Here is a 25,588-nt window from a genome sequence, read left to right on the forward strand (position 1 = left end):
AACGTCCCGCTTCGCGGGACGTTCCCGGAAACCAGGATTAACCCCCACGAAGCGACCCTGACGGGTTGACCAAACAGATAGGGGCACCCCCCCGCCTCATCGCCGGAGGAGCCCGCGCCGCTCCGGCCGCGAGCTGGTTCCAGCAGCGGGTCGTGGGTCCTGGCGGCGCGTTCACTCGGATCGAGAACGGAAGGCCTGGGTGTATCACCCCGGGCAGAGGATGCCCTGACCGGGCACCTGACAACTGGGTACAGCCTCGTGGAGGCTGTACCCGGCGGGCCCGACACGACTGAACACCTCCGACCGAAGCCGTGGTGACCATGGAACCCTCGACATACCCCGAACCCGACATACGTCTGGCGCGCCTCGCGGGCGCGGTCGGCCTCTCGGCCACGTGGCCCCCGACCGAGGAATTCCTCGGCGGCCTCGCGGAGCGGACCGGGCTGCGCACCCACGACCTCCTGCTCGTCGCGGACCTCCCCGTGCCCGAGACCGCGTGGCTCTTCGACGAGACGGCCGGCGCTTCCGGTCTCCTGGTGTCGCGCTCCCTCGCCCTGCCCGTGTCCGGTCGGCAACTGCTGCGTACCCGTGCACGCCGCATGACCGCACCGGCGGGCGTGCTCACTCCTCGGAAGCCCCGCCCGCACGAGCAATACCCACCCGGCTTCGGCTCGCTCCTCCTCCGGATGCTCGGGCTCCGTAACCTGAACTGGTCAGGGACGGCCAAGGCGATGTATCTGATGTCCGGTGTCTGCAAGGCGGCTTCGACCATCGGCGCGGTGGGGCGGGGCGCCAAGCCGCTCGATGCAGAGATGCTCGACGGCTTCGCCGCGATGCTCGGCGTACCGGTCGCCGTGCTGGCCGAGTTGACCGGCGTCCGCCCGTCGGCGGGTAGCCGCGAACTCACACCCGAGGTGGTTGACACAGCGGCGCTGATCTGGGAGATCCGGCACTTGACCGCGGACCAGGAAAGTCAGCTCACCGAGTACGCGGAGGTGCTGGGCAGGGAGTGAGGATGTGTCACCGCCAACCTCCGCGGGCGGGCCCGGCAGACCGGGGGTCAGGAGGCTGCGTACAACCCCTGTGTGGCCCGGAGGTGTTGCAGGGCCGTCAGCTTGCGTACGAAGACGATCGCCAGGACGGCTGCGACGACGGTGGCGAGGTCGCAGACCAGGCCGAAAGCCGCTGCGTCCTTCATTTCCTCTGCGGTTTCGGCGTTCAGGTAGATCCGGTCGCTGATCCGGGTGAGGACCATCGACACGACGAAGGCCAGCCACCAGGCGACCGACGGGTGCCTGCGACACGGCACGGAAGGATCCGTCGCGGGACAGTTGCACGCTGGCTGCCCAGATTTCGCGGGCGGTCCGAAACGGCAGGAAGACGTTGGCGACGGGGATGAACCAGCCGCCGATGGCCCAGCCCGGGGTCTGGCTGAACCCGTCGGGGCGGAAGACCTGGGCATTGGCCCGTACCCGGTGGAACCAGACGAAGAAAACCACGGCGGTGCCGAGGAAGGAGGGGGACTGCAGCAGCCCGGCAATGCCGGTGAGCAGATCCGCCGCCGTGAAGGTGTCGGCCACGGATGTGCCGTCCGCGGCGAGGCTCGCCATCGCCGATCAGGTGTAGGCGCTCACGGCGGACGAGAAGAGGTTGACCGCGGCCGTGACGGACAGCAGGACCGTCAGGGCTGTTCCGAGGCCCAGCGGGGAGCGCAGCAGCGCGGCTCCGTGTGGCGCGGCCGGGTACGGCTGCCCCGGGTACGGCTGCCCCGGGTACGGCTGCCCGGGGTACGGCTGCCCGGGGTACGGCTGCGCCGGCGGCGCGGCCGCGTACGGTCCGGCCGAGCCGGGGCCCTGGGGCTGGGACGGCGGTGATCCGGGTGTGCCGAAGAGCATGATGGAGATCCCCCCACGGGAACGACGACAGAGAAGCGGGCCGCCTCCTGGGCGGCCCGAGCCCGGTGAACATACGTGATCGGCGGATGCAGGGTCCATAAGGATTCCTGCCTGCCGATGGCTGGATGGGGCCGACGGGCGAAGGCCCGCGGCCGGGGCGGCGGGCAGCCCCGCCCACCCTGGCCGACCACCAAGTGGCCCTCCGCACGCCGGCGGCGCGGGATGCCGGGCCGCCTTCGGCAGGATCGGACGACAGCCGGCCGGAACCGTGGAGCCGGTCGCTCGGGGGAGGCTGGCTGGCCAAACGGTTCGTTGCCGGAGACGACGGCGAGACTCCCTGACCTGACCTGACCTGACCTGACCTGACCTGACCTGACCTGACCTGACCTGACCTGACCTGCGCCACCGCCCGTGCCCGGCCAGGCCGCGTCACGATCCTGGCGTACGACACCGAGCACGAGAGCCCGCTGCGTCGGGAGGTGCAGGGCGGCGGGTTCGGCGAGAGGCCCGGAGGGAGAGCGGACCGGGAGCGGTCCCGGCACCGCGCTCCGGGCCCACTCGTCAACCGGAGCGACCCGCGAAGTACGGGCCTGGACGTGCTCGTCCGGCCCGCCGGGCGGCGATCAGGCCGGGCGCGGGAGATACGCCAGGCCGTGCGCGCCGGCTTCGCCGAGCTTGGCGATGTCCAGCCGGGCCACGCGTTCCAGCGTCTCCAGGTCGACGATGTCGACGGTGGACGAGATGACGCAGGACACGTAGGCGAGTCGGCCGTCGGGAGATGAGGTGATGGTCAGCGGGAAGAGCCCGACCTCGAGGTCGCCCACCTGCTTGCGGGTGTCGGCGTCGAACACCGTGAGGCGGCCCGGCGCGTTGCGTCCGAGTCGGGACACCGGATCGGGTGCCATGCGCACTTCGCCCGCGAGCAGCTTCCCCGTCGACGTCAGGTGCACCGGCAGGACGATGTCCTCTGTGGGCAGGGTGTCGACGACGGACGCCGTCCGGGCGTCGATGACCCGGATTCCCGTGGCCGGCCGTTCCTCGGCGGTGCGGGAGAAGTTGCCGTAGGGCGCGGCGACGAAGGCGTACCTGCCGTCGGCGGAGACGGCGAGTCCCTCACTGCCCGGCACCTCGACCTTCGAGGTGAGGACGCCCCGTTCGAGGTCGACGACCGACACGAACGGCGCCTCCTTGTTGGTGGCGTACCCGGTCCTTCCGGCCGGGTCGATGGCGAACCAGTGCGGGCCGGGCGCGTCCGTGTCGATCCTGCCCACGGGCCGGCGGGTCGCCGTGTCGATCACCACGACACCGCCGGGTCGGTCCTCGGCGCTCTCCACGCTGACGTAGAGCCGACCGCGCACCGGGTCCAGCGCGAGGCCGTGCGGCCCGTGTTCCGGGGCGAGGTCGACGACCTCGACGATGCGGCGGGTGTCGGGGTCGATGACGGCCAGTTCGGTGCGGCGGCCGGCGTTCGCGTGGTAGTAGCCCGAGTGGTACGTCAGCGTGCACCACAGGAGTCGTTGCGTCGGGTCGAAGCACAGCTCGTGGGGCTCGGCGGGGACGTGCACATCGCCGAGGTGGTGGTCGGAGGCGGCGTCGAAGAACGAGACGGTCGGTCCGCTCTGACTGACGACGGCCAGGACATCGCCTTCCCGACCGGTACGGGGGGACTGCTGCACAGCGGCTCCTTGAAAGGGGCGGAGGGAGGAACGCCACGCGTGGTCGCGGGCATCTCCACTCTCCGCGCCGGCGGGGTGCCACAACAATGCAAAGATTGGCATCCAATCATTGCCGCAGACGCAAAAATGCAGCTCAGGAGCGACTGATGGATCTCAACCTGCTGCGAGTCCTGGACGCCTTGCTCCAGGAGAACAGCGTGACCCGTGCAGCGGAGCGCCTCGGCACCTCGCCCGCCGCGGTCAGCCGCACCCTGGCCCGGCTCCGCCGTACCGTCGGCGACCCGCTGCTGGTCCGGGCCGGCCAGGGGCTGGTCCCCACCCCGCGCGCCGTGGAACTCCGGGAGGAGGTGGGCGCGTTGCTGCGCAGCTGCGACAGCGTCCTGCGGCCCGGTCCCGGTTTCGATGCCGTGCACCTCCAACGCACCTTCACGGTGCAGGCCACCGACCTGCTCCTCGTGGGACTGGCCGGGAGCCTGACCGAGCGGATCCATGCGGAGGCCCCGCAGGTGGACGTCGTCTTCCTGTCGGAGGCGGTGGAGGGCGGCCCCGGGATGCGGCAGGGCTGGGTGGACGTCGAACTGGGCGTCCTCGGACACCTGGACCCGGAGATCCGCACCCGGCACCTCACCCGGATGACGCTGGTCGGCATCGCCCGCAGCGGTCATCCCCTCTTCGACGGGAGGATCGACGCCCGTCGGTTCGCCGCGGCCGACCACATCGGCATCTCCCGGCTCGGCAAGCGCCTCGGGCCCATCGACAGTGCGCTCGCGGAACTCGGGCTGCGGCGCCGGACCGCGGTCGTGGTGCCCAGCCACACGAGCGCGATGATGCTCGCCCGGGACACCGACCTCGTCGCGCTCAGCCTCGCCGACTGGCTCCCCGACACCGTCTCCGCCATGGGACTGCGGACGTTCCCCATCCCCCTCGACCTGGCACCCCTGGACCTCGGGATGGCCTGGCACCCCCGCAACTCGGCCGATCCGGGGCACCGCTGGTTCCGCGAGCACGTGGCGACCGCCGTCCTGACCCCGCCGCGGACGGGGCCGGCAGCCGCTGCTGACCTTGGAGGTGGGTTGCCGTAGGGGCTGACGATCGGTGAACTCCGCGGTATGCCGCCGTAGGCGCCGAGGCTGTACGGGTACCGGCGCCTACGAAGGCCGGCTCGTGGCCTTCCCGGCGTCCGCTGACGCGCGCTGGACCACCGGGGAAGCCCTCCCCGCCTCGGGGGCGGCATGCGCTGACGCCGTGCGGTCTTCGTCGGCGACCTGAAAGCGGGCGGAGCCGTTGCTCAAGGTCAGCGGGGGCTGAGGAGGCAGAACTCGTTGCCTTCCGGGTCGGCCATGACCGTCCAGTGGATTGCGGACTGGTCGATACCGGGGTCGGCGGCGCCCAGGGCGCGCAGTCGGGCTTCCTCTGCTGCCAGGTCGTCACCGGGGTAGGGGCAGACGTCGAGGTGGACGCGGTTCCACACGCTCTTGGTGTCGGGGGTGCGGACGAACTCCAGGTAGGGGCCGACGCCTTGGGCGGAGCGCATGGTCGCGTGGTCGTCGGTGACCTCGTGCACCGTCCAGTCCGTCGCCTCGCCCCAGAACCGGGCCATCCCCCGTGGGTCGGTGCAGTCGACCACCACCGCGGCGATCAGCCCGGTGTCCCGGTAGACAGGGCGGGGCTCCAGGACGCAGAACTCGTTGCCCTCCGGGTCGGCCATGACCGTCCAGGGCACGTCGCCCTGACCCACGTCGGCGAGCGTCGCGCCGAGACCCTTCAGGCGCGCGACCAACTCCTCCTGATGAGCGGTCGAGGTGGTGGCCAGATCAAGGTGCACCCGGTTCTTCACCGTCTTGGGTTCCGGGCGGGCGACGATGTCGATGCAGACGGCCACGGGGTCGGGATAGGCGAAGCCCACGGGTTCGAGGTTGGTCACGCCGGGTCCCTCGCTGTCGACACCCCAACCGAGTGCCTCCGCCCAGAACCGGCCGAGTGCGGAGTCGTCCTGGGCCTTCATGTTGATCTGCACGAGTCTCGTTGCCATGACGAAAATCCTAGAGGCTGCCGCCGGCCCGGGCCGCCGCGATCGGACACGTGCTCGACCCGGTACTGGCCATGGTTACCCTCGTCGACACTGCGCGAGTGCTCGTGAACGAAGGCGAGGCCCGACCACGCCGCCCGCATCCGGCCGGCCAGTGGCACCGATCCCGCACTCCGACGGCTCGCTGACACCACTGGCCGATCGGATGCTGCTCACGCCCCGCGCCCCTGACCGGCCCGCTCGGCCCGCACCCTTCACGGGCGGGCGGACCCGGACGACAACGTGCGCGCGACGCCTGCTGAAGCCCGTTGAGACCGAGTGCGAGACTTGACGGTTGAGCGTCCGAGCCGGTGGAGCCGAGCGCTCGTGCGGCGGGCCACGGGCGGACGCGCGCATGGTTGTTCGATAATGCGATGACCTGCGATGACGGGCCGTGGCACAGTGCACGCATGTCCAACGACATCGCCTACCCCGTCTTCCGTACCACCGACCTCGCACTCGCCCTCAGCACCGCACGCCGTCTCATGGAGTTCGGTCGGTGCGAGTACTCCGAGGTCTCCGTGTACGCAGAGTTCCGCTCCGTCACCGAGGTGCGGCGTGTGGCGAAGGAGCTGCCCGAGGCATGGTTCCGGGGGCAGGCGGAGTATGAGGAGTTCCACGGGGTGCCGTGGGACGAGCAGCCCCCGCTGGTCGTCGGCGTGCAGGAGCCGGGTCTGCCGGCCGACCCGGCCGCGTACGAAGGGCGGCTGCCGGTGGAGTGCGGACTGAGTGAGTTGCCGGTCGGCAGCATCGAGGACGCCTTCACCGCGGCGATCGGCACGAACGTGGGCTGGATCAACTGGGAGATGCTGTCCTGGCCGGACGCGCCCGAGTCAGGTTTCCAAGGAGAGTTCAAGCACGCTGCGGTGACGCTCCTCTTCAACGCCCGTACCCGCGAGCTTGACGAGCCCGCCGAAGACCACACCGTCCTTGTCCATGTCCGCAGCGCAAGCGTCGACGGCCGCCAGCTGAGGGAGCCGTACGCGTACTGGCTCGCCGAGCAGGTGGGACTCACGGTCATCGGGCCCGGGCAGCGGCTCTGAAACAGGCCGACCGCTCGGACCAGGGCGCCCGGCCGCCCGCCGTGCCGGCGGCAACGAGCTGGGGACCGATTGATCTTGGGTCCTGTGCGAGCACGGCCTCGCCCTGGTCGACCCCGTCATCGCCTTCCACCAGGCGAAGGCGGCTGACTGCGCCGCCTGGCAGGTGGAAGCCGCCGAACAGTGGCTCTCCCAACCTGGCCGGAGCGCCTGTCCGGCGAGGCCGCGTTGACCGATGGCCGGTGACCGATTCTGCCGGGAGTTGCACGGGCCGGTCACGGCGCTGTCCTCGGCCCGCTCCGCCTCCTCGTCGTGGCCGCCGCCCCCAACTTCGCCGTCTTCATCGCCGGATGGCTATGGGTCGGGCCGGCGGACTCGCCTCCACCGCCGTCCTCTTCGCACCATCGTCGGCCCCGATGCCGGCCGCGGGTCATCGCATCGACGGCCGCCCCCGGCTCGACTCTTCCCAGCCCTCGGGCGACGCCCTCCGCTATTCGGTCTTGCTGAGTACCGGTAGTCAGCGTTACGTTGTACCGGTACTCAATGACGCCAAATAGCGCAGGGAGGAGGCGGTTTCATGGCCAAGCTGTTGACCGAGATGCTCAAGGGCACGTTGGAGGGCATCATCCTCGCGTCCCTGTCCGGCCGGCCCGCCTACGGCTACGAGATCACCGCGCGGCTGCGGGAGCAGGGTTTCCCGGACATCGCCGAAGGAACCGTCTACGCGCTGCTCGTCAGGATGGAGAAGCGCGGGCTCGTCGATGTGGAGAAGGTCCCGTCCGAGAAGGGGCCGCCGCGCAAGGTGCTCTCCCTCAACGCTCGGGGGCGGGAGCACCTCGAAGAGTTCTGGAAGACCTGGAGCTTCCTCTCGGAACGACTGGACCGGCTCCGCGAAGGGGAGGGCGAGTAACCATGTCCGAAGCAGACAAGACCGGCGGCATCATCGCGAAGGTGATCGGGCCCAAGAAGCGCTGGCGGGCGTACAAGGCGCGCGTCAAGGAGCTGCCTGAGAACCACCGCACGGCGATCGCAGCGATCGAGCGCTACCTGATGCACTTCGTACCGACCGACGGCGACAGCAGCGCCTCGATGTTCGAAGACCTCGCCGACCTGTTCGAGCAGGCCGCAGCGGACGGGACGCCGGTCCGGGGGATCGTCGGCGAGGACCCGGTGGAGTTCGCCGACGCGTTCGCCCAGAACTACTCCGATGGTGGCTACGTCCCCGCCCGCGCGCGGAAGCAGCTGGCCGAGGACATCGACCGCGCCGCCGGCGGCGCGACCGTAGCAGGAACCGAGACGGTCTGATCCCGCCTCAGCACATCGCCCCCACAGGGCGGAGTACCACGTTCATCGCCTGTCTGCACCACGCGGCCGGCCGGGCCGCGCCCCCGGCCGGCCGCCCGCCACCGCCTGCCCGCGGCACTGTCGAGACCGACCATCGCGTACAAGGAGACCCGTCATGGCAAACGGCAACAACGGCTTGTCCGAAGCAGGGCTGCGCCGCCTGCGCGAGGTACTGCAGGCGCATGTCGAGTCCAAGAAGATCCCCGGCCTCGTCGCCCTCATCGGGCGGGGCGAGGAGACGCATGTCGAGGCGATCGGGACGATGCGCCACGACGGCGGCGCGCCGATCCGCCGGGACACGATCTTCCGCATGGCCTCGACGACCAAGCCGGTCGCGGTCGCCGGGACCATGGTCCTGTTGGACGAGTGCCGGCTGCGGCTCGACGACCCGATAGACCAGTGGCTGCCGGAACTGGCCGACCGACGGGTCCTCAAGCGGCCCGACAGCCCCCTGGACGACACCGTGCCGGCACGGCGTCCGATCACCGTGCGGGACCTGCTCACCTCCACCTGCGGTCTCGGGCTGGACATGACGGCGATGGGCTCCCCGATGATGAGCGCGTACTTCGAGCGGAAGGTCTACGGCGAGAACGGATGGATGCTGCCGGCAGTGGACCCGGACGAGTGGATGCGCCGCCTGGGCACGCTTCCGCTGATGCACCAGCCCGGAGAGCGGTGGCTGTACAACGTCGGCGACGACGTGCTCGGGGTGCTGGTGGCCAGGGTCACCGGCCAGCCCTTCGAGGCGTTCCTGCGTGAGCGCATCTTCGATCCGCTGGGCATGAAGGACACCGGCTTCCACGTGCCCGCCGACAAGATCGACCGCCTGCCGCCCCTGTACGCCCCCGACCCGCAGACCGGGGAGTTCACCGTGGAGGACCAGGCTGCAGGAGGACACCACAGCACGCCCCCGGCGTTCCAGTCCGGCGGCGGCGGGCTCGACTCGACCGTCGACGACTACCACGCCTACTTCCGGATGCTGCTCAACCACGGAATGCACGGCACCGAGCGGATCCTGTCCCGGCCCGCCGTCGAGCTGATGACCACCAACCGCCTCACCCCCGACCAGACAGCCGCCCTACAGACCTGGGCGCGCAGCGTCGTCCACCTGTCACACGGCCAGGGGCAGACCGGCGGCTGGGGCTTCGGGATGACGGTGCGCACCTACCGCGGCGACTACGCGCCCGTCGGCCAGTTCGGCTGGGACGGCGGAACGGGCACGACGACCTACGCCGACCCGCACAACCGGCTCGTCGGCATCCTCCTCACCCAGACCGGCATGTCCACCCCGGACTCGGCACGCGCCATGCAGGACTTCTGGACCACCCTCTACCAGGCCATCGACGACTGACCGAGCCTCCGGACGGCCCCGGCCCCGGCCCCGTGCGGGTCAGCGGAGGAACACCCCCGATGACGCCCCCTGCCGGCTGGAGCTTCCGCCTGGACGGCGGCACGCAGGGAGGCCTACGCCAACGGAGGCACGCCAGGTGCCGCCGCCGTACACGGAGCCCCAGCTGGGCTTCGCCGGCGGCCTGCCACAGCTCGGCCGGTTCAACAGAGCACAGTCACAGGCTGCCCATCCTGTGCACCAGCCGACCGTGTCACCGAGATGATCTCCGGCTACGACAGTCCTGCCAGAGCCCCGAAGCTCCCCAGCCGCGTACGGATGAACGTCCCGGCTATGCCGCGGTAAACAGCACAGCAGGGATGGTCAGCCGATCGTCCACCCGTGCTCCCTATGCGCAGCGTCGGCTTCCTCTTCGCCAAGCCAGACGAGACTGAACTGCCGGCCCCGTAGGCGAAAGATCCCCGCTGCCCAGTCGGCGAGCTCCCCGTCGAGCTCCTCAGCTGAGACGATCCCGTCGTCGAAGTCGGGCAACTGTTGTGCCGGGCCGACGCGAGACAGCGCCCACTCGGGAAGTTCTCGCGGATTCCCCCACCGCCTTCGCCAGAAGGGTCCTTCCCTTCGCCACCAGGTGGCGACTCGGATCACGAGCACGCCGATCTGTTCGTTCCCGTTCATGAGACGGGCAGCAGCGTGGCGGTATGGGTCAAGCCGGGCATCGGTCGGTGGCTCCGGCCATTCGCGTTTGAACACGACCTCATTCTTACTGCCGCACTGCAGGCCAGGCCGACCTGAAGTCCTCGACGCCTTGGGCGGCGGCGCACAGCACCGAGCCGACAGAGAACAGCAGCGTGTGGCCGACGATCACCGGTCGGCCGCCGGTCCAGTCGGTGGCGTATTTGCTGACGGTGCGGCGGTTCAGGCCGAGCTCTCGGGCCACGGAGCTGTGGCTCCGACCAGAGCGGGTCAGGCCATGCACGGCCTCGAAAAGCCTTCGGGCGTGTCGCGCGGCTCGTGTTGTCGGCGTACGAGTTGATCTGCAGAGCGAAGTGCGAGGTCGAGTGCAGAACCGTGAGGGAGGCTGCTCGACCCCTGTAGGGAGTTGTGCCGGTCGCTCGGTTGGGTGCCGGAAGCTTTTGTGCCGACCTGCCTGTCAGGATGGTGTTCTGGTGCGATTCCGGAGCGAGGGGGAGCGGCGTGGGTGGACTGCCGGACTGGCTGGAGGCGTGGTTCGCGGAGCGTGAGAGCGGGTGCCGGGCCTGTGGTGTCGACGTGGCGCTGCGGATTCGTCCTGCTGACTGGCGCCCGGTCAGGCGCCGGAAGAACGCTCCCGATGCCCAAGTGGACGTGGATTTCGGGAACAGGTACGGCAACGTAAGCGTGTTTGCCGAGGGCGGGGTCAGTGTGATCGGGCTCGATTTCGTGGGTGATGTGGCGTGGCAGGCGGATCTTCATCCGCAGGCGCCGGCAGATTTCGATGTTGCCGTTGATCAGGTTCTGGCCTGGGTTGAAGCAACGGCGGAGATGCCCAGCTGGGCGAGGACCTGAGCCCTGGGCCGCCCTTCCACTTCGAGGTTCGTTGTTCGCGGGGCCGAAGCCGTCAGGCTTCGGCCCCGCGGCGGCCGGTGAGATCCGGTCAGGAGCCGGCAGCGGCCATGTCCTGCAGAGCGGTGATGTTGTTGTGAAAGGTGGAGGGGCCTGTCCGCCTTGGCCGTCATGGCTGAGAAGGGTCAGTTGCTGCGGGCGGTGATGTCGCCGTAGGAGGTGGTGGCGTGGATGGTCAGGGCCGCGTCGGCGCCGGTGGTGTTCTGCAGGGAGTTGCGTATGCGGCCGTAGGCGGTTCCGGCGTCGAGGGTGGCGCAGACGCCGCGGGCGGCGCCGATGGTCACGTCGCCGGCCTCCGTACGGAGGTGGACGGTGCCGCGGCGGGCCTCGGTGATGCGGATGTCGCCCTTGGAGGTGGTGGCCTCGGCGGGGCCGTGCAGGCGGCCGACCGCGATGTCGCCGGCCTGCAGGGCCAAGTGGGCCGCGGCGGTCTCGTCGAGGTTGACCGTGCCGGCCGCGGCCTCGAAGACCACGTCGCCGAGGCGGCCGACGCCGCGGAGTTCGGCGCTGGCGGCCTTGGCCCGGAGGGTGGAGTCGGCGGGCAGATGGACGGTGATCTCGACCGAGCCGGAGTCGCCCAGGAACTTGTTCTTCGGCGGCTCGGCGGCGATGCGCAGGACGCCGTCGGTGAAGTCGATCTCGACCTGCTCCGCGGCCTTGATGTCGCTGTGCTTGTCGGCGGTCGTGGGGAGGACCTCGACGGTGGTGTCCGCGCGGTCGGCGGCGATGAAGCGGATGCGTCCGGCGGGGATGTCCAGGACGGTGGCGATCGGGGCGGGGGTGGTGAACGTCTGCATCGTGGTGATTCCTTCGTTTTGTTGTTCCCGTCGGTGTTTCCGACAGGTGAAACACTACGTTGCGTTCAAGAATCTATCAATCCATTCATTGCGTCTGAGTGTTGTCTTCCCAGCTCAGGGCTGGTAAATCGTTGCGTTGGGTGTGGCAATTAACGCAACGTCACGCCTTGTTGCGTTGCAATGGAATGGGGGTGAATGCTATGCCGGGGGCTCGCGGGAGCCGCGCTGGCGCTCGGTCTGAACGAGACCGTAATCGAGCCGTGCGACGTACCGGTTGGCTTCTTCGCCCTGCGGTCGTGAGACCGAGCGGCTGCGGATCCCGGGGAGGTGGCCTCTTGATGTGCGGGAAGCCGGCCATCACACCTGCGTCGCGCTGTCGACGCCGCGCGGTCGGCTTCCGCAGGTCGGCCTGCCTGTCCGGCGGTGGCTGTCTGGATCGTGGGCGCCTCGCCGCATCCGGACCGTCACAACGGCGCCACTCTCAGGGGGGGGTGCATGATCCAGTCCTAGATCATTCCGGTTGTGGATGACTCGGGTGGCCTCCTGCCCGCAGGCCCTAACGTTGGGTCATGCCGAAGATGTCGTCACGAGTTGAACTGTGTCCGCTCACCCGCTCTGACCAGGACGAGTTCTGTTCGCTCGTGCGGGCCAGCTCCGAGTTGCACCTGCCGTGGATGCAGCTGCCTGCAACCGCGGAGGAGTTCCAGGCCTGGATGCGCCGTTTCGACGACGGCGTCAACCTCGGCTTCCTGGTCCGTGTCCGGGAGACAGGGACGGCCGCCGGCATGGTCAACATCAATTCGGTCATCCGCGGCCGCTTCCAGGGCGCGTCCCTCGGCTATGCGGCTTTCGCTCCGTCCGCCGGGCACGGGTACATGACCGAAGGGCTTGCCGCCACCCTGCAGTACGCCTTCACCGACCTGCGGCTCCACAGGCTGGAGGCCAACATCCAGCCGGCGAACAAGGCGTCCCTTGCCTTGGTGCAGCGGCTGGGCTTTTGCTACGAGGGGATTTCGCCGGCCTACCTCTACGTCGACGGGGGCTGGCGGGATCACGAGCGCTGGGCCATCACCGCTCCGAGCCCCTGGACACCCGACCCGTCCCTGCCCGAGGTCTGAGCTGCCCGGCGCCGTCTCCTCGGCCGCCCGGGGCAGCAGATCACCACTTCGCCCGCGAGCTTCGTGCCCGTCCCGAAGGGGGCATGACCCAAATACGCCAGAAACCCACCACGGGATGATCTTGGTTACTGGTCGAGGTTGCTGACGTGGTTCGCGTACTCGCGGCGGGCCTTGCGCTGTGCCGGGATTGCCGCGGTGTTGTCGAGGGGCCGGCAGCGGTCGAGGAGTTGGCGGTGTACCGCCGGGATGGCGCTGATGCGCAGGGTGTATCCCTGGCCGCGTCGTACGGTCACCCCTTGGTCGAGCGCGGTCCGCTCGGCTGGTTCCAGGTCTGTGGTACGGAGGAAGTCGGCGACCTTGCCCGGCATGTCGAGGTGACCGGCAGTTCCGGGGCAGGGGCGCCGGGGTCGGCGGCCGTGTATTCGGGCAGGAGGTCGGCGACGGCGGTGCGGATGGCACCGCGGCTGACGCCGCGCTCGCGGGCCAGGGCCGCGATGGACCGGCCCTCCAGATACGCCGTGCGGACGGCGTCGGTCTTGTCGGCAGGTACGGCCGGGCGGCGCCCGCCTCTGTTGCCCTTTGCCTCGGCGGCCCGCAGCCCGTCGTAGGTCAGCTCGCGTTGGAGATCACGCTGGAGTTCGCCGGCGGCGGCGAGGGTCTGCACCATGAACTTCACCGTGGACAGCAGTTCGCCGGTGCGCGGGTGGCGGGCGGTGAGGTCCATCGTGGAGAACGCGCCGTCGTGGATGCGCAGGGCGAGGCGGTCGCGGTGCAGGGCGTCGAGCACGTCGAGGACGTGCTGAGTGCCGCGCACGAGCCGGAACATCTCGGAGATGTGTACGGTGTCGCCCGGCCGCGCGTAGGCGAGCAGCTCGCCGAACTTCGGGCGCTCAAGCGGGTGGAGGCGGCTGGAGGTGCCGGCCTGTTCCTCGAAGACGACCGGGTCCTCGATCCCGGCCTCGGCCAAGACGAGGTTCTGACGGTCGGTCGACTGCTGGTCGGTCGACACCCGCTTGTAGACCAGGTTGGCCATGCCGCTCCCCGCTCCCCGCTCTCGGTGGTCGCATTCGACCCTAGCTGTCAGCAAACCCTGTCATCATCCGCCATCGGATCTGATGGGATCGGCGCCGCCGTCGGGCCCCGGAAAGTCCGGGTTCATTGAACGCCCGGCGCGCCTGTCGTCATTCGTTTGCCGACACTTGGTACGGGGCCGGCCGTTCGGGCCGTTCAGGCGTCGACGGTGTCAAACGATGCGACACCAAATGCACTCTCTGCGCGGTTCCGGCTCGACCCCGAGGCAACGCCTTACTGCCTCGCGGTGGCGTCGTTGCCGGACAACCAGCCCGTGGTGAGGTCGGTGACGATGGCACCGCCCCGGTCACTCAGGTGGATGTGGTCGACGAACAGTTCGAGTCCGTTGCTCCGGGCGACGTCGTCCCAGCTGCGGCCGAGCAGGTAGTGCTCGGTGGCCGCCAGGTAGGCGGTGGTGAAGCTGAAGTCGTAGGCGGGCCGGTCGCTCCGGTCGTCGAGGTGATCGGTGAAACGCTCGTTGACGGGCACGTAGTCGATCTTGGCGCGGGTGGCGGTGTCCTTGATCGCCGCGTTGTAGTCGCGCAGCCGGTGGTTGATGCCGGTGTCGAGGTTCTCGCCGAGGGGAGGCAGGGACATCAGGGCGATACGGGCCGAGGTCTTGTCCTTGATGCGGTCGATGATCGCGCGGAGATTGTCGCGGTAGTCCTTCAGGGGCACTCCGTCGCGGACGTCGTTGGTGCCGACGAGGATGGCGACCTGGTCGGGGTCGCAGGCCACGATGTCGCTGTCGACGCGTCCCAGCAGGTCGGCGCTGGTGTTGCCGTTGTCGCCGGCGTTGATGAACTCGTGGTCGCGGAACGCGGGCTTCTCGCGCAGGGCGCCGACCCAGTCGTGGCCGAGGGTGCCTTGGACCATGCTGGCGCCTGCTGCGACGACGACCTGGCCGTCGGCCCGCGGGCGCCCGTCGGTGCAGGCATCGGCCGGTGCGCTGGTGGGCGAGCGTACGAAGGTGAGGTAGCCGACGGTGCCGCCCGCGCCCAGTACGGCGAGGAGCAGGGTGGACAGGGCGATGATGACGCGCCTCTTCGTGAACAGGCTCTTCATGGTCAGTGCCCCAGGGCGATGGTGTGGCGGGCGGTGCCCGGGTCGGCGAGTGCGGCGAGGATGCCGCGGGCGAGGTCGGCGCGGGCGATGGTGATGCCACCGCGCACGTTGCGGTCGACGGCGGTGCGGTAGGGGCGGGGCTTGCCGTCCGTGAGGCGGGGCGGCCGCATGATCGTCCAGTCCAGGCCGCTGGCCTCAACAGCCTGGTCGGTGCGGGCGAAGTCGGCGAAGCTGTCGCGTAGGAAGCGCCGCAGCATGGGCTTGACCACGGCCTTCGTGAACCATCCGTCGCCGGCGTCGACGATGTGGCCGCCGGCGGTGACGACGATCAGGCGGCGGGTGCCGCGGGCCCGCATCGCGGTGATGATCGCACGGGCGCCGTCGCTGCATACCGAGGTTTCGCCTTTGGCGCGCGGCCCCAGGGCCGAGACGACGGCATCCTGTCCGGCCACCGCCTGGGTGATCGCTTCCGGGTCCATCACGTCGGCGGTCACCACGTCGAGTCGCGGATGGCCGGCCTGGTGCAGGCGGGCTGGGTCTCTGACGACCGCGGTGACGTGGTGGCCCGCCTCCAGGGCCTGGGCCACGAGCTGCCGGCCGGTGCCACCGGTGGCACCGAAAACGGTGATGCGCATGCCGACCTCCAGGTCGGAGTGGGGTTAGTAAACACTAACCCCAGGATGCGCTAGTGTTCACTAACCCGTCAAGCGGGAGGGCGAAATGAGGAGGACGGTCGGTCATGAGCACACGGGAGAAGATCCTCGACGCGGCTGCGGAGATCCTGCACAACCGCGGCGTCATGCACGCCACGACGAAGGAGATCGCGCAGGCGTCCGGCGTGTCGGAGCCCACGCTGTACAAGTACTTCGGGGACAAGGAGCGGCTGCTGCTCGCCGTCCTCGACGAGCGGCTGCCGGGCATGTCCCGCGTCACCGTCCGCCCGGGCGAGGGTGACGTCGAGGACAATCTCGCGGCGCTCGCCCACGCGGCCTCGGACTTCTACCAGCGGGCGATCCCCATGCTGGGGGCCCTCTTCGCCGATCCGCGGCGGATGGCCGCCCATCGGGAGGCGATGGGCCGCCACGGCGCCGGGCCGGAACAGGCGGTCGCCGGCTTCGCCGGCTACCTGCGGGCAGAGCAGGACCTCGGCCGCATCGCCCGGGATGCCGATCCGGGCGCATCCGCGAGCCTGTTGGTGGGCGCGTGCTTCCAGGAGGCATTCCTGCGCTACTACGCCCACGGTGTGGACGCCCCCGCGGCGCCGCGCGCCTTCGCCGAGGGCCTCGCCAGGGCGGTCGTGCAGCCGCTGCTGTGACCGCCTTCCATCAGCGGTGCATGCATCGTACGCAGCCTGCTACGGCAGAACCTGCGCCGGAAGCAGTCCATCAGCACGCCCGACCAGTCGCGGAGTCGTTCATCGTGGTTTTCCTCGCATGGGTGGTCAGGCCGCCTGGCCGTAGCCGTCCGGCGCGCGCGGACCGTCGCCGCGCAGCGGGCTGAAGTCGACGTCGAGGTGCGGGTCGTACTGCCCGGGCTGGATGCCGAGCTCGTGAGTGGAGTATTCGCCGAAGCGGCGGATGTGCTCGGTCAGGTACGGCGACATGTGGGCCAGGTCCTCGGGGTCGATGACGTGGCCTTCCTCCTGGAGCTGGCGGACGATCTCGGCGATGTCGAGGGCGTTGTGGAAGATCACCGCGTTCGTGAGCAAAGCGTTGGATTTCGCGGTCTTCTCCTGCTCGACGGGGTCGTTGTCAGTGATGACGCCGCCGTTTCCGAAGCCGATCCACTGGGAGAAGCCGCTGAACGCCTCGACCTTGTTCGTGGCGGCGGTCACCCGTCGGCGCAGCGGGGCATCCGAGAGGTAGCGCAGCAGCTGGACGGTGCGGATGACGCGGCCGACTTCGCGGAACGCGGTGCAGGTGGCGTTCTTGCGTGAGCCGGCGCGCCGTACCGCACGGACGTCTCGGACAGCAGGTTGTTGAGGTAGGTGTCCATGTGGGTGCCGTCCGCGGCGACCGCGGAGCCGTAGGGGCCCATGTTCGTGCCCTTCACAAACGTGGTGATCACGTACCGGCCGAAGGGGTCCTTCAGCTTCGGCTCGTTGCCCGAGGCGGGGCCGAAGCGGCGCCACCACTCCACCCAGTACGCCGTGCGGGAGATGATCCCGAGCAGGGAGCGCTCCGGCATCCGGGCCCTGATCTCCTGCTCCAGGGCCTTCGCCGAGGCCCGCTGACCCTCGGAGCGGTGGGCCTTGAGGGAGGGGATGCCGGTCTCTGGATCGATGACCAGGCCCTCGTTTTCCCGGTAACCCGGCCTCGGGGAACAGCGGTACAGCGGTTAACGCTAAGCCGGTGATCATGGGCCGCTAGCACAGGCGATCGGTCTGGCGCCGGGGTTCGGCGGAAGATCGTTGGGCGGCTGCGGGCGTCGTTAGCGTCAGGTCCATGCCAGTGGAGTTCTTGACTGATGAGCAGGCGGCTTCGTACGGGAAGTTCAACGAGGAGCCGACCCGGCCGGAGCTGGAGCGGTTCTTCTTCCTCGACGACGAGGACCGCAAGCTGATCGCGAAGCGGCGCGGTGATCACAGTCGGCTCGGGTTCGCCCTCCAGATGTGCACTGTGCGCTACATCGGCCGGTTCCTCCCTGACGACCCGCTGGACGTTCCGTGGGCCGTGGTGGAGTACCTCGGAGAGCAGCTCGGCATCGGGGACGTCAGTTGCGTGAAGCAGTACACGGAGCGCAAGCCGACGGCGTACGAGCACGCGTGGGAGATCCGGGACGCGTACGAGTACCACGAGTACGACGACGCGGAGTGGGGGCGGAAGTTCCGTACGTTCTTGCACGGGCGGGCGTGGACGCACGCCGAGGGGCCGGTGGCGCTGTTCAACCAGGCGGTGGGCTGGCTGCGCCGTCACCGGGTGCTGCTGCCGGGGGTGTCGGTGCTGGCCCGGAAGGTGTCGGAGGTCCGGGCGGTCGCGGAGAAGCGGCTGCACACCACGGTGGCCAGGGCCGCGCACCGGGCGGATGCGGCGCTGCCCGGGGACCTGGTGGCCATGCTGGTGACGCCGGAGGGCGCGCGGTTCTCGGAGCTGGAGCGGTTGCGCCGGCCGCCGACGCGTACGACGGGTACGGCGTTCGCCCGGTCGCTGGAGCGGGTCGATGAGATCGGGGCGTTCGGGCTGGGCCGGGTGCGGCTGTCGCAGGTTCCGCCGAACCGGCTGGCGGCGCTGGCCCGCTACGGGCTGGGGTCGAAGGCGGCGAGCCTGGAGCGGGCCGAGGAGCCCAAGCGGACGGCGATGCTCACCGCGGTGATGCGGCACCTGGAGGCGAAGGCCATCGACGAGGCCCTGGACCTGTTCCAGGTCTTGATGGCGACCCGGCTGATCAGCACGGCGAAGCGGGCGACGGAGAAGGAGCGCCTGTCGACGCTGCCGCAGCTGGAGAAGGCGTCACGGACGCTCGCGCGGGCGGCGAAGGTGCTGTTCGAGGAGCCGGAGCTGGTCGAGGAGCACGGCGCGGACCTGGATACGGCGGCGCTGTGGGCGGCGGTCGAGGAGGTCGCGCCCCGCGAGGCGGTGATGACCGCGGCCGCGCTGGTGGTGTCGCTGGTTCCACAGGACGAGGACTCGGCCGACGTCGCGATGCGGGCGGCCCTGACCACCCGCTACAACACGGTGCGCCCGTGCCTCGCGCTGCTGGGCGAGTCGAAGGCCCTGGACGCGGCGACCGGCGGCGCGCGAGTGCTGGCCGGAGTGCGGCGGCTGCCCGCGCTGGCTCGCCGACGGGTGAAGGACAAGCCGCTGCTGGCGCGCGAGGGCCACTCGACCCCGCTGGGGCAGGCGTTCGCCGAGTACGGGCGGATCGGCAAGACCGAACACCTGATGCGGATGGTCGACCCGGTCGACGACACCTACCGCCGGCAGATGAACCGCCAGCTCACCGTGCAGGAGTCCCGCCACAAGCTGGCCCGCGACGTGTGCCACGGCAAGCGCGGCACCATCCATCAGGCGTACCGCGACGGGATGGAGGACCAGCTCGGCGCACTCGGCCTGGTCCTCAACGCCATCGTGCTCTGGACGACGAAGTACATTGACGCCGCGGTCGCCCAGCTCCGTGCCGAGGGCCACGAGATCCGGGACGAGGACATCGCCCGGCTCTCCCCGCTCAAGCACGCGAACCTCAACGTGCTCGGCCGCTACAGCTTCACCCCCTCCACCCCGGCCGCCGGCGCCCTGCGTCCGCTGCGCGACCCGGACGCGGCCGGGCTCGGGCTGGATGAGGACAACGAGGAGTAGACGGGACCTCGGCCTATCCCCGGGAGCCGGACTGTTGCCCGGGGATAGGTGCTGGACAGGGGAGGACCTTGCCGGAGTTGAAACTGAGGCCTCAGGGCCGCTGGAAAGGGCGCCGTTCACACCCTCGATGGCGGCTTCGGGGAACCTCAGAGGTGGGTTGAGCCGGGAGACCGTGCAGACGACCGAGGCGACTGGCGGACGGCCGCGCCCATCCGCGTGGGCCGACAGTGCATTCCGTCGCCCGCCCGTCGAGGTACTGCCGCGCATCTGGGCCGGGTGGCCAGCGATCGGGTACAGCCGGTCGGCGGCCGGGCCGCTGCGCATCGACCTGTCGCACCGGGTGTGGCCTGCGCCGGTCGGCGAAGCGGGCGGGAGCGTCGGATCCGGACCGGGGCCGGGGAGCGGAGGGGCTCAGCTGTCCTTGACGGACTTGATGTCGCCGTCCGCGGTGAACGTGACCGCCCAGACGATGTTGCGCTGCTCGGCGGGTACGGCCGCGAGTCGCTTGCCGAGTTCGGCGAGGGTCATCGTCTCCGGGGCCTTCTTGGTGATGCTGGGGTTGGACGTGGTGGCCATCGCGCCCTGGGCGACGTGCACCTGGATGTCGGTGTTGGCGCTCGCGGCCTCGCTGAAGACGAACTTGTCGTGCACGGCGATCCCGGTGAAGGTTTCGAGGGCGCCCATCGTGGTCCGGCCGCCGAACTTGGTCGCCGCGGTGCCGCCGCCGATGTTGGAGTGGTCGCCGGGGTTCTCGTCCCCGGTGCCGGGCACGTGCGACGCGCCCGGCTTCCCGGCGGAGCCGGACGGGGTGGCGGCCTTGGTCGGTGCCTTCGGCTTCGCGGAGCCCGCACCGGCCGAGGCCGAGGCGGTCGCGGAGGCAGCGGGCGCGGCCTCGGCGGTCGGCTTGTCGTCGGCCGACCCGCAGCCCGTCAGCACGAGGGAAACGAGAACGGCGACGGCGACACCGGCGGGCCGGAGGGTCTTCCTGGACATCTGATGGCATTCCTCGGTCTGGGCGGTCAACGGATCGCTCCGAACCGTATGGGTCTCGACCCTGGAAGATCGGACGGGACGTCAGAACTGTTGCACTTGTTGCAGATCTGGGACGAAGTCGCCCCTTCCCCCAGCTCAGGGCGGTGATGCGCTGCCCGTTCGGCCTGATCTACCGGTGGACGATTCCACTGTCGCAGTGCCGGACGGGCAGGGCGGCCCAGTCCGCGCGACCGCGTGGCCGAGCGGGCTGAGGCGGCTCTGAACTGCGGAGACGGGCAGGGTCTGCCGCCCCGCGGACCGGCCGCAGCAGCCGAAGTGCGAGTCATCGGCTATCCAACTTGGAAAGCAGCCGGAATACGCCGGAAACATGCCGTAGGCCCCCACGACGGTGAGCTGACCGCTGTCGTGACGGCGGTCAGCGTCGACGAGCGGTCGGGTCCTTGCTGGCGACGTGCCGGGCGACCGCATCGACGCCGGGGCGTGCGTACCGCTCCAAGGAGCGGACGGAGGCGTGACGGGAGCGGGCCAGCAGCATCGGGGGTGAGGTGCCGCCCTCGGCGTCGTGGGTGAGCGCGGTAGGGGCTCCGTCGCAGTAAATCCGGCATTTACTGCGGCAACTGCCCCTGGTCGACACCATCAAGCATGGGGAGGTCCGATAAGTAGACCTCGAAGCGCAACCACCACTACCGCCGCCCGCTGCACCGCGACGCCCCCCACCCGGTCCAGCCCTGAGTATCACCTTGCGCTACATACCTCTGGGTGTTAGCTCGCGGGCGGTCCGGCGATAGACCGCTTCGGACTGCGCCCTTGACAGACATCGACATCCTGCGTGCAATATATTGCATGCCAGTTCCGCAGAGCCGAGGGCTCATTTCGAGGTCACTCCTTCGGGAAAACGCCTACCAGGCGATCCGGGACGCCATCGTGGATGGCACGTTTGCCCCGGGTGAACGTCTCAACGACAGTGACCTGGTGGAGTGGCTGGGCGTCAGCCGCACCCCCGTTCGGGAGGCTCTGGCGCGTCTGGAGCGGGCCGGACTGGTCCAGACGAAACCTGGCCGCTACACCATGGTCAGCCCCCTGGACGCCCGCGCTGTCCGTGCCGCCCAGTCGGTGACGTCCGCCATGCACGAACTCGCCGTCCGCGAGGCACTGCCCAACCTGTCCGCCGCCGAGCTCGACGCCATGCGCGGGGCCAATGCACGCTTCGCCGACGCCCTGCGGCGCAACGACGCCGACGCGGCGATCGCCGCCGACGACGACTTCCACGGCGTCCCGGTCGCCGCCTGCGCCAATCCCGCCATCTGGAATGTCCTTGAGCAGTTCACGCCGGTGCTGCGGCGCCTGGAGCGACGGCGTTTCTCCTCGCTCAGTGGCCGGGGCTCGGTCGCGCAACACGACCGGATCATCGCACTGTGCGAGGCCGGAGATGTCGAAGGGGCAGTAGCTGCCACCCGCGCCAACTGGCAGACGCTGGTGCCCCTGCTCGACATCCCGCTCCCTGGCGGCGACGAGCTGGGCGGCGGACCCGCCGGCATCGCTTCCCCGCACTGACCAAAGCCCTGCACCGGGCGCGTTCACTGAAGGAGCCGCCGATGTCCCTCGACGCCCTCGAGCGTTACCCCCTGTTGTTCGGACCCAGCCCCGTCCACCCCCTGGACCGGCTCAGCGACCACCTCGGCGGTGCACGCGTCTGGGCCAAACGGGAGGACTGCAACAGTGGGCTGGCTTTCGGCGGTAACAAAACCCGGAAGCTGGAGTATCTGCTTCCCGACGCCTTTGCCAGGGGTGCGGACACTCTTGTCAGCATCGGCGGGGTCCAGTCCAACCACACTCGGCAGGTGGCCGCGGTCGCGGCCAAGACCGGTCTGAAGGCCGTCCTGGTCCAGGAGAGCTGGGTGGACTGGCCGGACGCCGTCAATGACAAGGTCGGCAACATCCTGCTGTCACGCATCATGGGCGCCGACGTACGACTGATCCAGGCCGGATTCGGCATCGGCTTCAAGGACAGCTGGCAGCAAGCCCTGGAGGACGTCCGGTCCGCCGGCGGCACCCCGTACGCCATCCCGGCCGGTGCCTCGGACCATCCGCTGGGCGGTCTCGGCTTCGCCAACTGGGCCTACGAGGTGCAGCGGCAGGAGCGTGAACTGGGCGTCTTCTTCGACACGATCGTGGTGTGCAGCGTCACCGGCAGTACCCACGCGGGCATGATCGCGGGCTTCGCCGGCCAGAAACGGCCCCGCCGCGTGCTTGGCATCGATGCCTCGGCCAAGCTCGCCGAGACCCGCGCCCAGGTGGAGAAGATCGCCCGCAACACCGCCGAACTCATCGGCCTCGGCCGGGACCTGCGCGACGACGAGATCACCGTCCTCGAGGGCTGGGCTGGCGACCTCTACGGAATCCCCGTCCAGTCCACCCTGGACGCCATCCGGCTCACCGCAAGCCTCGAAGGCATGATCATCGATCCCGTCTACGAGGGAAAGTCCATGGCCGGGCTCATCGACCTCGTACGCAACGGAGATATCCCCAAGGACTCCAACGTCCTGTACGCCCACCTCGGCGGCCAGCCCGCCCTCAACGCCTACAGCGGCGTCTTCCGCTGATCCGGGTACATACCCGGTCTCCCCATCACGCCGTCATCGACGACGACATGCTCACCTTCGCCGTCGCGCTCAAGGACAAGGGCGTCCCCGTCCCCGAGAACGCCAAGAAGCTCACCATCAAGACCGGGAAGAACGCGGGCAAGTCCCCGTCGGTCGCCTCGCTCTACCGGGTGCTCGCCGAAGCAGAGGCCGCCGCGGTGGACGACGGCCCGGCGCTTCGGCCCCCTCCAGACCCAGCCCACCCGAACACGGAGATCCGCAGCTAGAGCCCGTGATCATTTCCAGCGCTACATCCTGTACCGCAACTACTCACACCCGAACACCGACCAAGGGGGGACTACGTGATACCCGAGACCACGGGACCACGGGCCACAACCAGCACAGACCACAGGCAAATCAAGGGCGGCCGGCGCGGGAGGCGCGGCCGGGCGCTGACGACGACCCTGTTCACCGCAGTGATCGCACTCCTGCTCGCCGCCCTCCCCGGGGCGACCACGGCGACCGCGGACGACACCCCGGTGCAGGAGGCGGCCGCGCCGTGGGAGAAGAAGCTCTTTGACATGACCTTCCTCACGGCGCACAACGCGATGGCGAACCACCGCTCCGTGTTCGCCGCAGCGTTCAACCACGCCTACCAGCGGGAGACGATCACCGGGCAGCTGAACCAGGGCGCCCGCGCACTCATGCTCGACGCCTACCGGCAGCCCAGCAGCAGCGGCAAGTACGACGCCTTTCTCTGCCACGGCCAGTGCCCGAGGACCGTCACCAAGGAGGGGGAGATCTACAGCACGGCCTCGCAGACCCTGACCTCGGGGCTCGCCGAGGTCGTCAAGTTCCTCAACGACAACCGCCAGGAGATCGTCGTCGTCAACCTGGAGGACCGCCTCGGCGACGAGCACTCGAACCTCGTCTACGAGGCCGTCTCGGACAGCGGGGCGCGTCGTCTCCTCTTCAACCCGACCCCGAAGACGCTCGACGGGACCCCGGGCTTCGCGGTGAAGGACAAAGACTGGCCCACCGTCTCCGACATGATCAGCGTCAACCAGCGCCTGCTCTTCTTCAGCAGCAACGGGTGGCGGGCGGACAAGGACCCCCGGATCATGTACACGAAGGAGTGGACGGTGGAGAACTCCTTCGAGGAGGACGCGACCGGCTCGTGCGACGGGCAAGGGGGCGACGCGAAGCCCCTCAATGCCGCCCACCGCAGCCTCTACCACGAGAAGTACACCCGCCTCTTCACGATGAACCACTTCTCGCACGGAACGCCCCGCACCGAGGCCGCGGCCAAGCGCTACAACACGGCGGACACGATCAGCAGCCATGTGGCCACCTGCATGAGGGCGACGGGCGGCAAGAAGCCCAACTTCCTCGCGGTCGACTACTTCGACGCGAACGACTTCGCCGCCCGGGAGCGGGTCCAGACGTACAACACCGTCCGCGGGCTCACCGCCATCGCCAACTACCACGACCAGACCGTCCTGGACACCGAGGGCGGCTCCTTCGAGGATGGCACGCGCGTCGTCACCTGGACGAACGAGCGCAAGGCCAACCAGCAGTGGTACGCCGAGCAGTGGGGCAGTGACATCCTCTTCTTCATCGGCAAGGAGCGTCGGCTGCTGACGAACTCGGGCGGCAAGGCCACCCTGTGGTGGGACTACCACCACAGGCCCGACCAGCGGTGGAAGATGGTCCGCAAGGGCGCCTACTACCAGATCGTCAGCAAGCAGGACGGCAAGTGCCTGACCAAGGCCGGCCACGGCCAGCAGATGGTCATCAAGAGCTGCTCGTCGACCGACGTCAACCAGCTCTGGGAGTTCCACCGGTAACGGCCACGGCACCTTCTGACAGTCTCCGCCGGAACGTCTGGACGACCACGTTCGAACCTTTCGGGCTCGCAGCACAGGGCCGGGACCTCAGCCGACGTCCCGGCCCAGTGCCGCAGGGCCTCTGACCTGACCGTCCCGGAATCGAAAAAGACAGGCACCAAGGGCGTGCTGTTGGCCCGGCACGTCCGGGCCAACAGCACGGCGGTCCCTGCGGCAGCCGGGCGGCTGCCGCAGCTCTTCCTCGGTGCCTGAGCTTTCGCAAGACGGGACACCGCCACCTGGTGACCCTGGCGAAAGCCTCACGCTCCGCGATTCTCATAAATGTTCATCTGTGAGAGTTCTGCGAGAGCCGCCAAAGTGATCACGTTTCCGCAGGTCGCTGTTCGCAAAAGTCCTCTCGAAACCCGCATGTTGTGCGAGGTACTTCTGAGAGACTTCCCGGATGGATCTCAGAGGTCGTCGGCCCGGGTGGCGTTGAGTTGGCGCATGGCGAAGTCGTCGAGGATGAGGACGCCGAGGATGAGGACGTCGGGGCGGACGGGTTTCGCGGATCCGTTTCTCCCAGGTGCGGTCCGCGTGGCCGCCGGCCAGGTCGGCGAGGATGCGGCTGGTCTTGGCGAAGCGGACGTGGGCACCTTGGCAGAGGGCGAGGTGGCCGAGGGCCTGGGCGATGTGGGTCTTGCCGAGGCCGACCGGTCCGAAGAGGATGACCGACTCACCGGCATGCAGCCGGCGCACTCCGGGACAGCAAGCCCGCCAACGCAGCCAAGGCCGGACCCTGTAGCACCGGCGCGGGCGCGTACTGGCGGGCCTTCCGCCCACCGGCACTGCACCCCCAACTCACCGG

At 69.4% G+C, this 25,588-nt stretch carries 28 protein-coding genes and 1 pseudogene; 14 read left to right on the forward strand and 15 right to left on the reverse strand.

Annotation, left to right across the window (positions count from 1 at the left end):
* The first annotated feature begins 320 nt into the window (after window positions 1-320).
* The gene (locus ACIQUT_RS37975) at window positions 321-1,013 is read left to right on the forward strand and encodes a hypothetical protein (protein WP_403570013.1); all 693 of its coding nucleotides are present in this window, start codon (window positions 321-323) and stop codon (window positions 1,011-1,013) included.
* Window positions 1,014-1,060: 47 nt separating this feature from the next.
* On the opposite strand, the pseudogene ACIQUT_RS37980 reads toward ACIQUT_RS37975, so the two are convergent.
* The 3 genes and pseudogenes from ACIQUT_RS37980 to ACIQUT_RS37990 all read right to left on the reverse strand — a co-directional run bounded on the left by ACIQUT_RS37980 (window position 1,061) and on the right by ACIQUT_RS37990 (window position 3,571).
* Window positions 1,061-1,610, reverse strand: a pseudogene (locus tag ACIQUT_RS37980) (DUF4328 domain-containing protein).
* 6 nt (window positions 1,611-1,616) lie between these two features.
* On the reverse strand, window positions 1,617-1,895 hold the full coding sequence (locus ACIQUT_RS37985; protein ID WP_403570015.1) for a hypothetical protein: 279 nt from the start codon (window positions 1,893-1,895) through the stop codon (window positions 1,617-1,619).
* Between the two features lie 623 nt (window positions 1,896-2,518).
* Complete coding sequence (locus ACIQUT_RS37990; RefSeq protein ID WP_403570016.1) at window positions 2,519-3,571, reverse strand: YncE family protein; 1,053 nt, start codon at window positions 3,569-3,571, stop codon at window positions 2,519-2,521.
* A 146-nt stretch (window positions 3,572-3,717) separates the two neighbouring features.
* Here ACIQUT_RS37990 and ACIQUT_RS37995 point away from each other — a divergent pair, with 146 nt between their 5' ends.
* Complete coding sequence (locus ACIQUT_RS37995) at window positions 3,718-4,653, forward strand: LysR family transcriptional regulator (RefSeq protein WP_403570018.1); 936 nt, start codon at window positions 3,718-3,720, stop codon at window positions 4,651-4,653.
* Window positions 4,654-4,865: 212 nt separating this feature from the next.
* Here ACIQUT_RS37995 and ACIQUT_RS38000 read toward each other — a convergent pair whose 3' ends face one another.
* The gene (locus ACIQUT_RS38000; RefSeq protein ID WP_403570019.1) at window positions 4,866-5,603 is read right to left on the reverse strand and encodes a VOC family protein; all 738 of its coding nucleotides are present in this window, start codon (window positions 5,601-5,603) and stop codon (window positions 4,866-4,868) included.
* Between the two features lie 446 nt (window positions 5,604-6,049).
* Between ACIQUT_RS38000 and ACIQUT_RS38005 the strand changes: the two genes are divergently transcribed.
* From ACIQUT_RS38005 to ACIQUT_RS38020, 4 genes are all read left to right on the forward strand, one after another.
* A complete protein-coding gene (locus ACIQUT_RS38005; protein ID WP_403570021.1) occupies window positions 6,050-6,682 on the forward strand; it encodes a hypothetical protein in 633 nt (210 codons plus the stop codon).
* A 574-nt stretch (window positions 6,683-7,256) separates the two neighbouring features.
* Entirely contained in the window at window positions 7,257-7,589 is a 333-nt protein-coding gene (locus tag ACIQUT_RS38010) for a PadR family transcriptional regulator (RefSeq protein WP_403570023.1), read from the forward strand.
* 2 nt (window positions 7,590-7,591) lie between these two features.
* Window positions 7,592-7,984, forward strand: a complete 393-nt coding sequence (locus tag ACIQUT_RS38015; protein ID WP_403570025.1) for a DUF1048 domain-containing protein — start codon at window positions 7,592-7,594, stop codon at window positions 7,982-7,984.
* Between the two features lie 154 nt (window positions 7,985-8,138).
* Window positions 8,139-9,374: a serine hydrolase domain-containing protein gene (locus ACIQUT_RS38020; protein ID WP_403570027.1), complete on the forward strand. Its 1,236-nt coding sequence runs from the start codon at window positions 8,139-8,141 to the stop codon at window positions 9,372-9,374.
* Between the two features lie 360 nt (window positions 9,375-9,734).
* Here the strand turns inward: ACIQUT_RS38020 and ACIQUT_RS38025 are convergent, their stop codons facing one another.
* Window positions 9,735-10,121, reverse strand: a complete 387-nt coding sequence (locus ACIQUT_RS38025) for a hypothetical protein (protein WP_403570029.1) — start codon at window positions 10,119-10,121, stop codon at window positions 9,735-9,737.
* 10 nt (window positions 10,122-10,131) lie between these two features.
* The gene (locus tag ACIQUT_RS38030; protein WP_403570031.1) at window positions 10,132-10,308 is read right to left on the reverse strand and encodes a hypothetical protein; all 177 of its coding nucleotides are present in this window, start codon (window positions 10,306-10,308) and stop codon (window positions 10,132-10,134) included.
* A gap of 257 nt (window positions 10,309-10,565) precedes the next feature.
* Here ACIQUT_RS38030 and ACIQUT_RS38035 point away from each other — a divergent pair, with 257 nt between their 5' ends.
* Window positions 10,566-10,916: a hypothetical protein gene (locus ACIQUT_RS38035; protein ID WP_403570032.1), complete on the forward strand. Its 351-nt coding sequence runs from the start codon at window positions 10,566-10,568 to the stop codon at window positions 10,914-10,916.
* Between the two features lie 182 nt (window positions 10,917-11,098).
* Here ACIQUT_RS38035 and ACIQUT_RS38040 read toward each other — a convergent pair whose 3' ends face one another.
* Entirely contained in the window at window positions 11,099-11,770 is a 672-nt protein-coding gene (locus tag ACIQUT_RS38040) for a DUF4097 family beta strand repeat-containing protein (RefSeq protein WP_403570034.1), read from the reverse strand.
* 578 nt (window positions 11,771-12,348) lie between these two features.
* Here ACIQUT_RS38040 and ACIQUT_RS38045 point away from each other — a divergent pair.
* Window positions 12,349-12,888, forward strand: a complete 540-nt coding sequence (locus tag ACIQUT_RS38045) for a GNAT family N-acetyltransferase (protein WP_403570084.1) — start codon at window positions 12,349-12,351, stop codon at window positions 12,886-12,888.
* Between the two features lie 125 nt (window positions 12,889-13,013).
* On the opposite strand, the gene ACIQUT_RS38050 is transcribed toward ACIQUT_RS38045, so the two are convergent.
* The 4 genes from ACIQUT_RS38050 to ACIQUT_RS38065 form a co-directional block, all read right to left on the reverse strand.
* Entirely contained in the window at window positions 13,014-13,181 is a 168-nt protein-coding gene (locus ACIQUT_RS38050; protein ID WP_403570036.1) for a hypothetical protein, read from the reverse strand.
* Complete coding sequence (locus ACIQUT_RS38055) at window positions 13,178-13,921, reverse strand: recombinase family protein (RefSeq protein WP_403570038.1); 744 nt, start codon at window positions 13,919-13,921, stop codon at window positions 13,178-13,180. Before ACIQUT_RS38055 ends, ACIQUT_RS38050 begins: the two co-directional genes overlap by 4 nt.
* Before the next feature lie 272 nt (window positions 13,922-14,193).
* The gene (locus tag ACIQUT_RS38060; RefSeq protein WP_403570040.1) at window positions 14,194-15,024 is read right to left on the reverse strand and encodes an SGNH/GDSL hydrolase family protein; all 831 of its coding nucleotides are present in this window, start codon (window positions 15,022-15,024) and stop codon (window positions 14,194-14,196) included.
* A gap of 2 nt (window positions 15,025-15,026) precedes the next feature.
* Window positions 15,027-15,659 (reverse strand): NAD(P)-dependent oxidoreductase, encoded by a 633-nt coding sequence (locus tag ACIQUT_RS38065; protein ID WP_403570042.1) that lies wholly within the window; start codon window positions 15,657-15,659, stop codon window positions 15,027-15,029.
* Window positions 15,660-15,763: 104 nt separating this feature from the next.
* Between ACIQUT_RS38065 and ACIQUT_RS38070 the strand changes: the two genes are divergently transcribed.
* Entirely contained in the window at window positions 15,764-16,339 is a 576-nt protein-coding gene (locus tag ACIQUT_RS38070) for a TetR/AcrR family transcriptional regulator (RefSeq protein WP_403570044.1), read from the forward strand.
* A 126-nt stretch (window positions 16,340-16,465) separates the two neighbouring features.
* Here the strand turns inward: ACIQUT_RS38070 and ACIQUT_RS38075 are convergent, their stop codons facing one another.
* Both ACIQUT_RS38075 and ACIQUT_RS38080 read right to left on the reverse strand, forming a co-directional pair.
* On the reverse strand, window positions 16,466-16,912 hold the full coding sequence (locus tag ACIQUT_RS38075) for a Tn3 family transposase (RefSeq protein WP_403570085.1): 447 nt from the start codon (window positions 16,910-16,912) through the stop codon (window positions 16,466-16,468).
* Window positions 16,855-17,211 (reverse strand): hypothetical protein, encoded by a 357-nt coding sequence (locus ACIQUT_RS38080; protein ID WP_403570089.1) that lies wholly within the window; start codon window positions 17,209-17,211, stop codon window positions 16,855-16,857. Before ACIQUT_RS38080 ends, ACIQUT_RS38075 begins: the two co-directional genes overlap by 58 nt.
* Before the next feature lie 257 nt (window positions 17,212-17,468).
* On the opposite strand from ACIQUT_RS38080, the gene ACIQUT_RS38085 reads away from it, so the two are divergent.
* Window positions 17,469-19,319: a DUF4158 domain-containing protein gene (locus tag ACIQUT_RS38085; RefSeq protein WP_403570046.1), complete on the forward strand. Its 1,851-nt coding sequence runs from the start codon at window positions 17,469-17,471 to the stop codon at window positions 19,317-19,319.
* A gap of 411 nt (window positions 19,320-19,730) precedes the next feature.
* On the opposite strand, the gene ACIQUT_RS38090 is transcribed toward ACIQUT_RS38085, so the two are convergent.
* Window positions 19,731-20,312, reverse strand: a complete 582-nt coding sequence (locus tag ACIQUT_RS38090; RefSeq protein ID WP_403570048.1) for a hypothetical protein — start codon at window positions 20,310-20,312, stop codon at window positions 19,731-19,733.
* An 843-nt stretch (window positions 20,313-21,155) separates the two neighbouring features.
* On the opposite strand from ACIQUT_RS38090, the gene ACIQUT_RS38095 reads away from it, so the two are divergent.
* The 4 genes from ACIQUT_RS38095 (at window position 21,156) to ACIQUT_RS38110 (ending at window position 24,741) form a co-directional block, all read left to right on the forward strand.
* On the forward strand, window positions 21,156-21,866 hold the full coding sequence (locus ACIQUT_RS38095) for a GntR family transcriptional regulator (RefSeq protein ID WP_403570087.1): 711 nt from the start codon (window positions 21,156-21,158) through the stop codon (window positions 21,864-21,866).
* Window positions 21,867-21,907: 41 nt separating this feature from the next.
* Window positions 21,908-22,915: a 1-aminocyclopropane-1-carboxylate deaminase gene (locus ACIQUT_RS38100; protein WP_403570050.1), complete on the forward strand. Its 1,008-nt coding sequence runs from the start codon at window positions 21,908-21,910 to the stop codon at window positions 22,913-22,915.
* Between the two features lie 47 nt (window positions 22,916-22,962).
* Window positions 22,963-23,181 (forward strand): hypothetical protein, encoded by a 219-nt coding sequence (locus ACIQUT_RS38105; protein WP_403570052.1) that lies wholly within the window; start codon window positions 22,963-22,965, stop codon window positions 23,179-23,181.
* A gap of 189 nt (window positions 23,182-23,370) precedes the next feature.
* The gene (locus ACIQUT_RS38110; protein ID WP_403570053.1) at window positions 23,371-24,741 is read left to right on the forward strand and encodes a ricin-type beta-trefoil lectin domain protein; all 1,371 of its coding nucleotides are present in this window, start codon (window positions 23,371-23,373) and stop codon (window positions 24,739-24,741) included.
* 315 nt (window positions 24,742-25,056) lie between these two features.
* Here ACIQUT_RS38110 and ACIQUT_RS38115 read toward each other — a convergent pair whose 3' ends face one another.
* Window positions 25,057-25,569, reverse strand: a complete 513-nt coding sequence (locus tag ACIQUT_RS38115) for an ATP-binding protein (RefSeq protein ID WP_403570055.1) — start codon at window positions 25,567-25,569, stop codon at window positions 25,057-25,059.
* Window positions 25,570-25,588: the final 19 nt, after the last annotated feature.

The organism is Streptomyces sp. NPDC090445 (assembly GCF_044769385.1).
GTDB lineage: Bacteria > Actinomycetota > Actinomycetes > Streptomycetales > Streptomycetaceae > Streptomyces.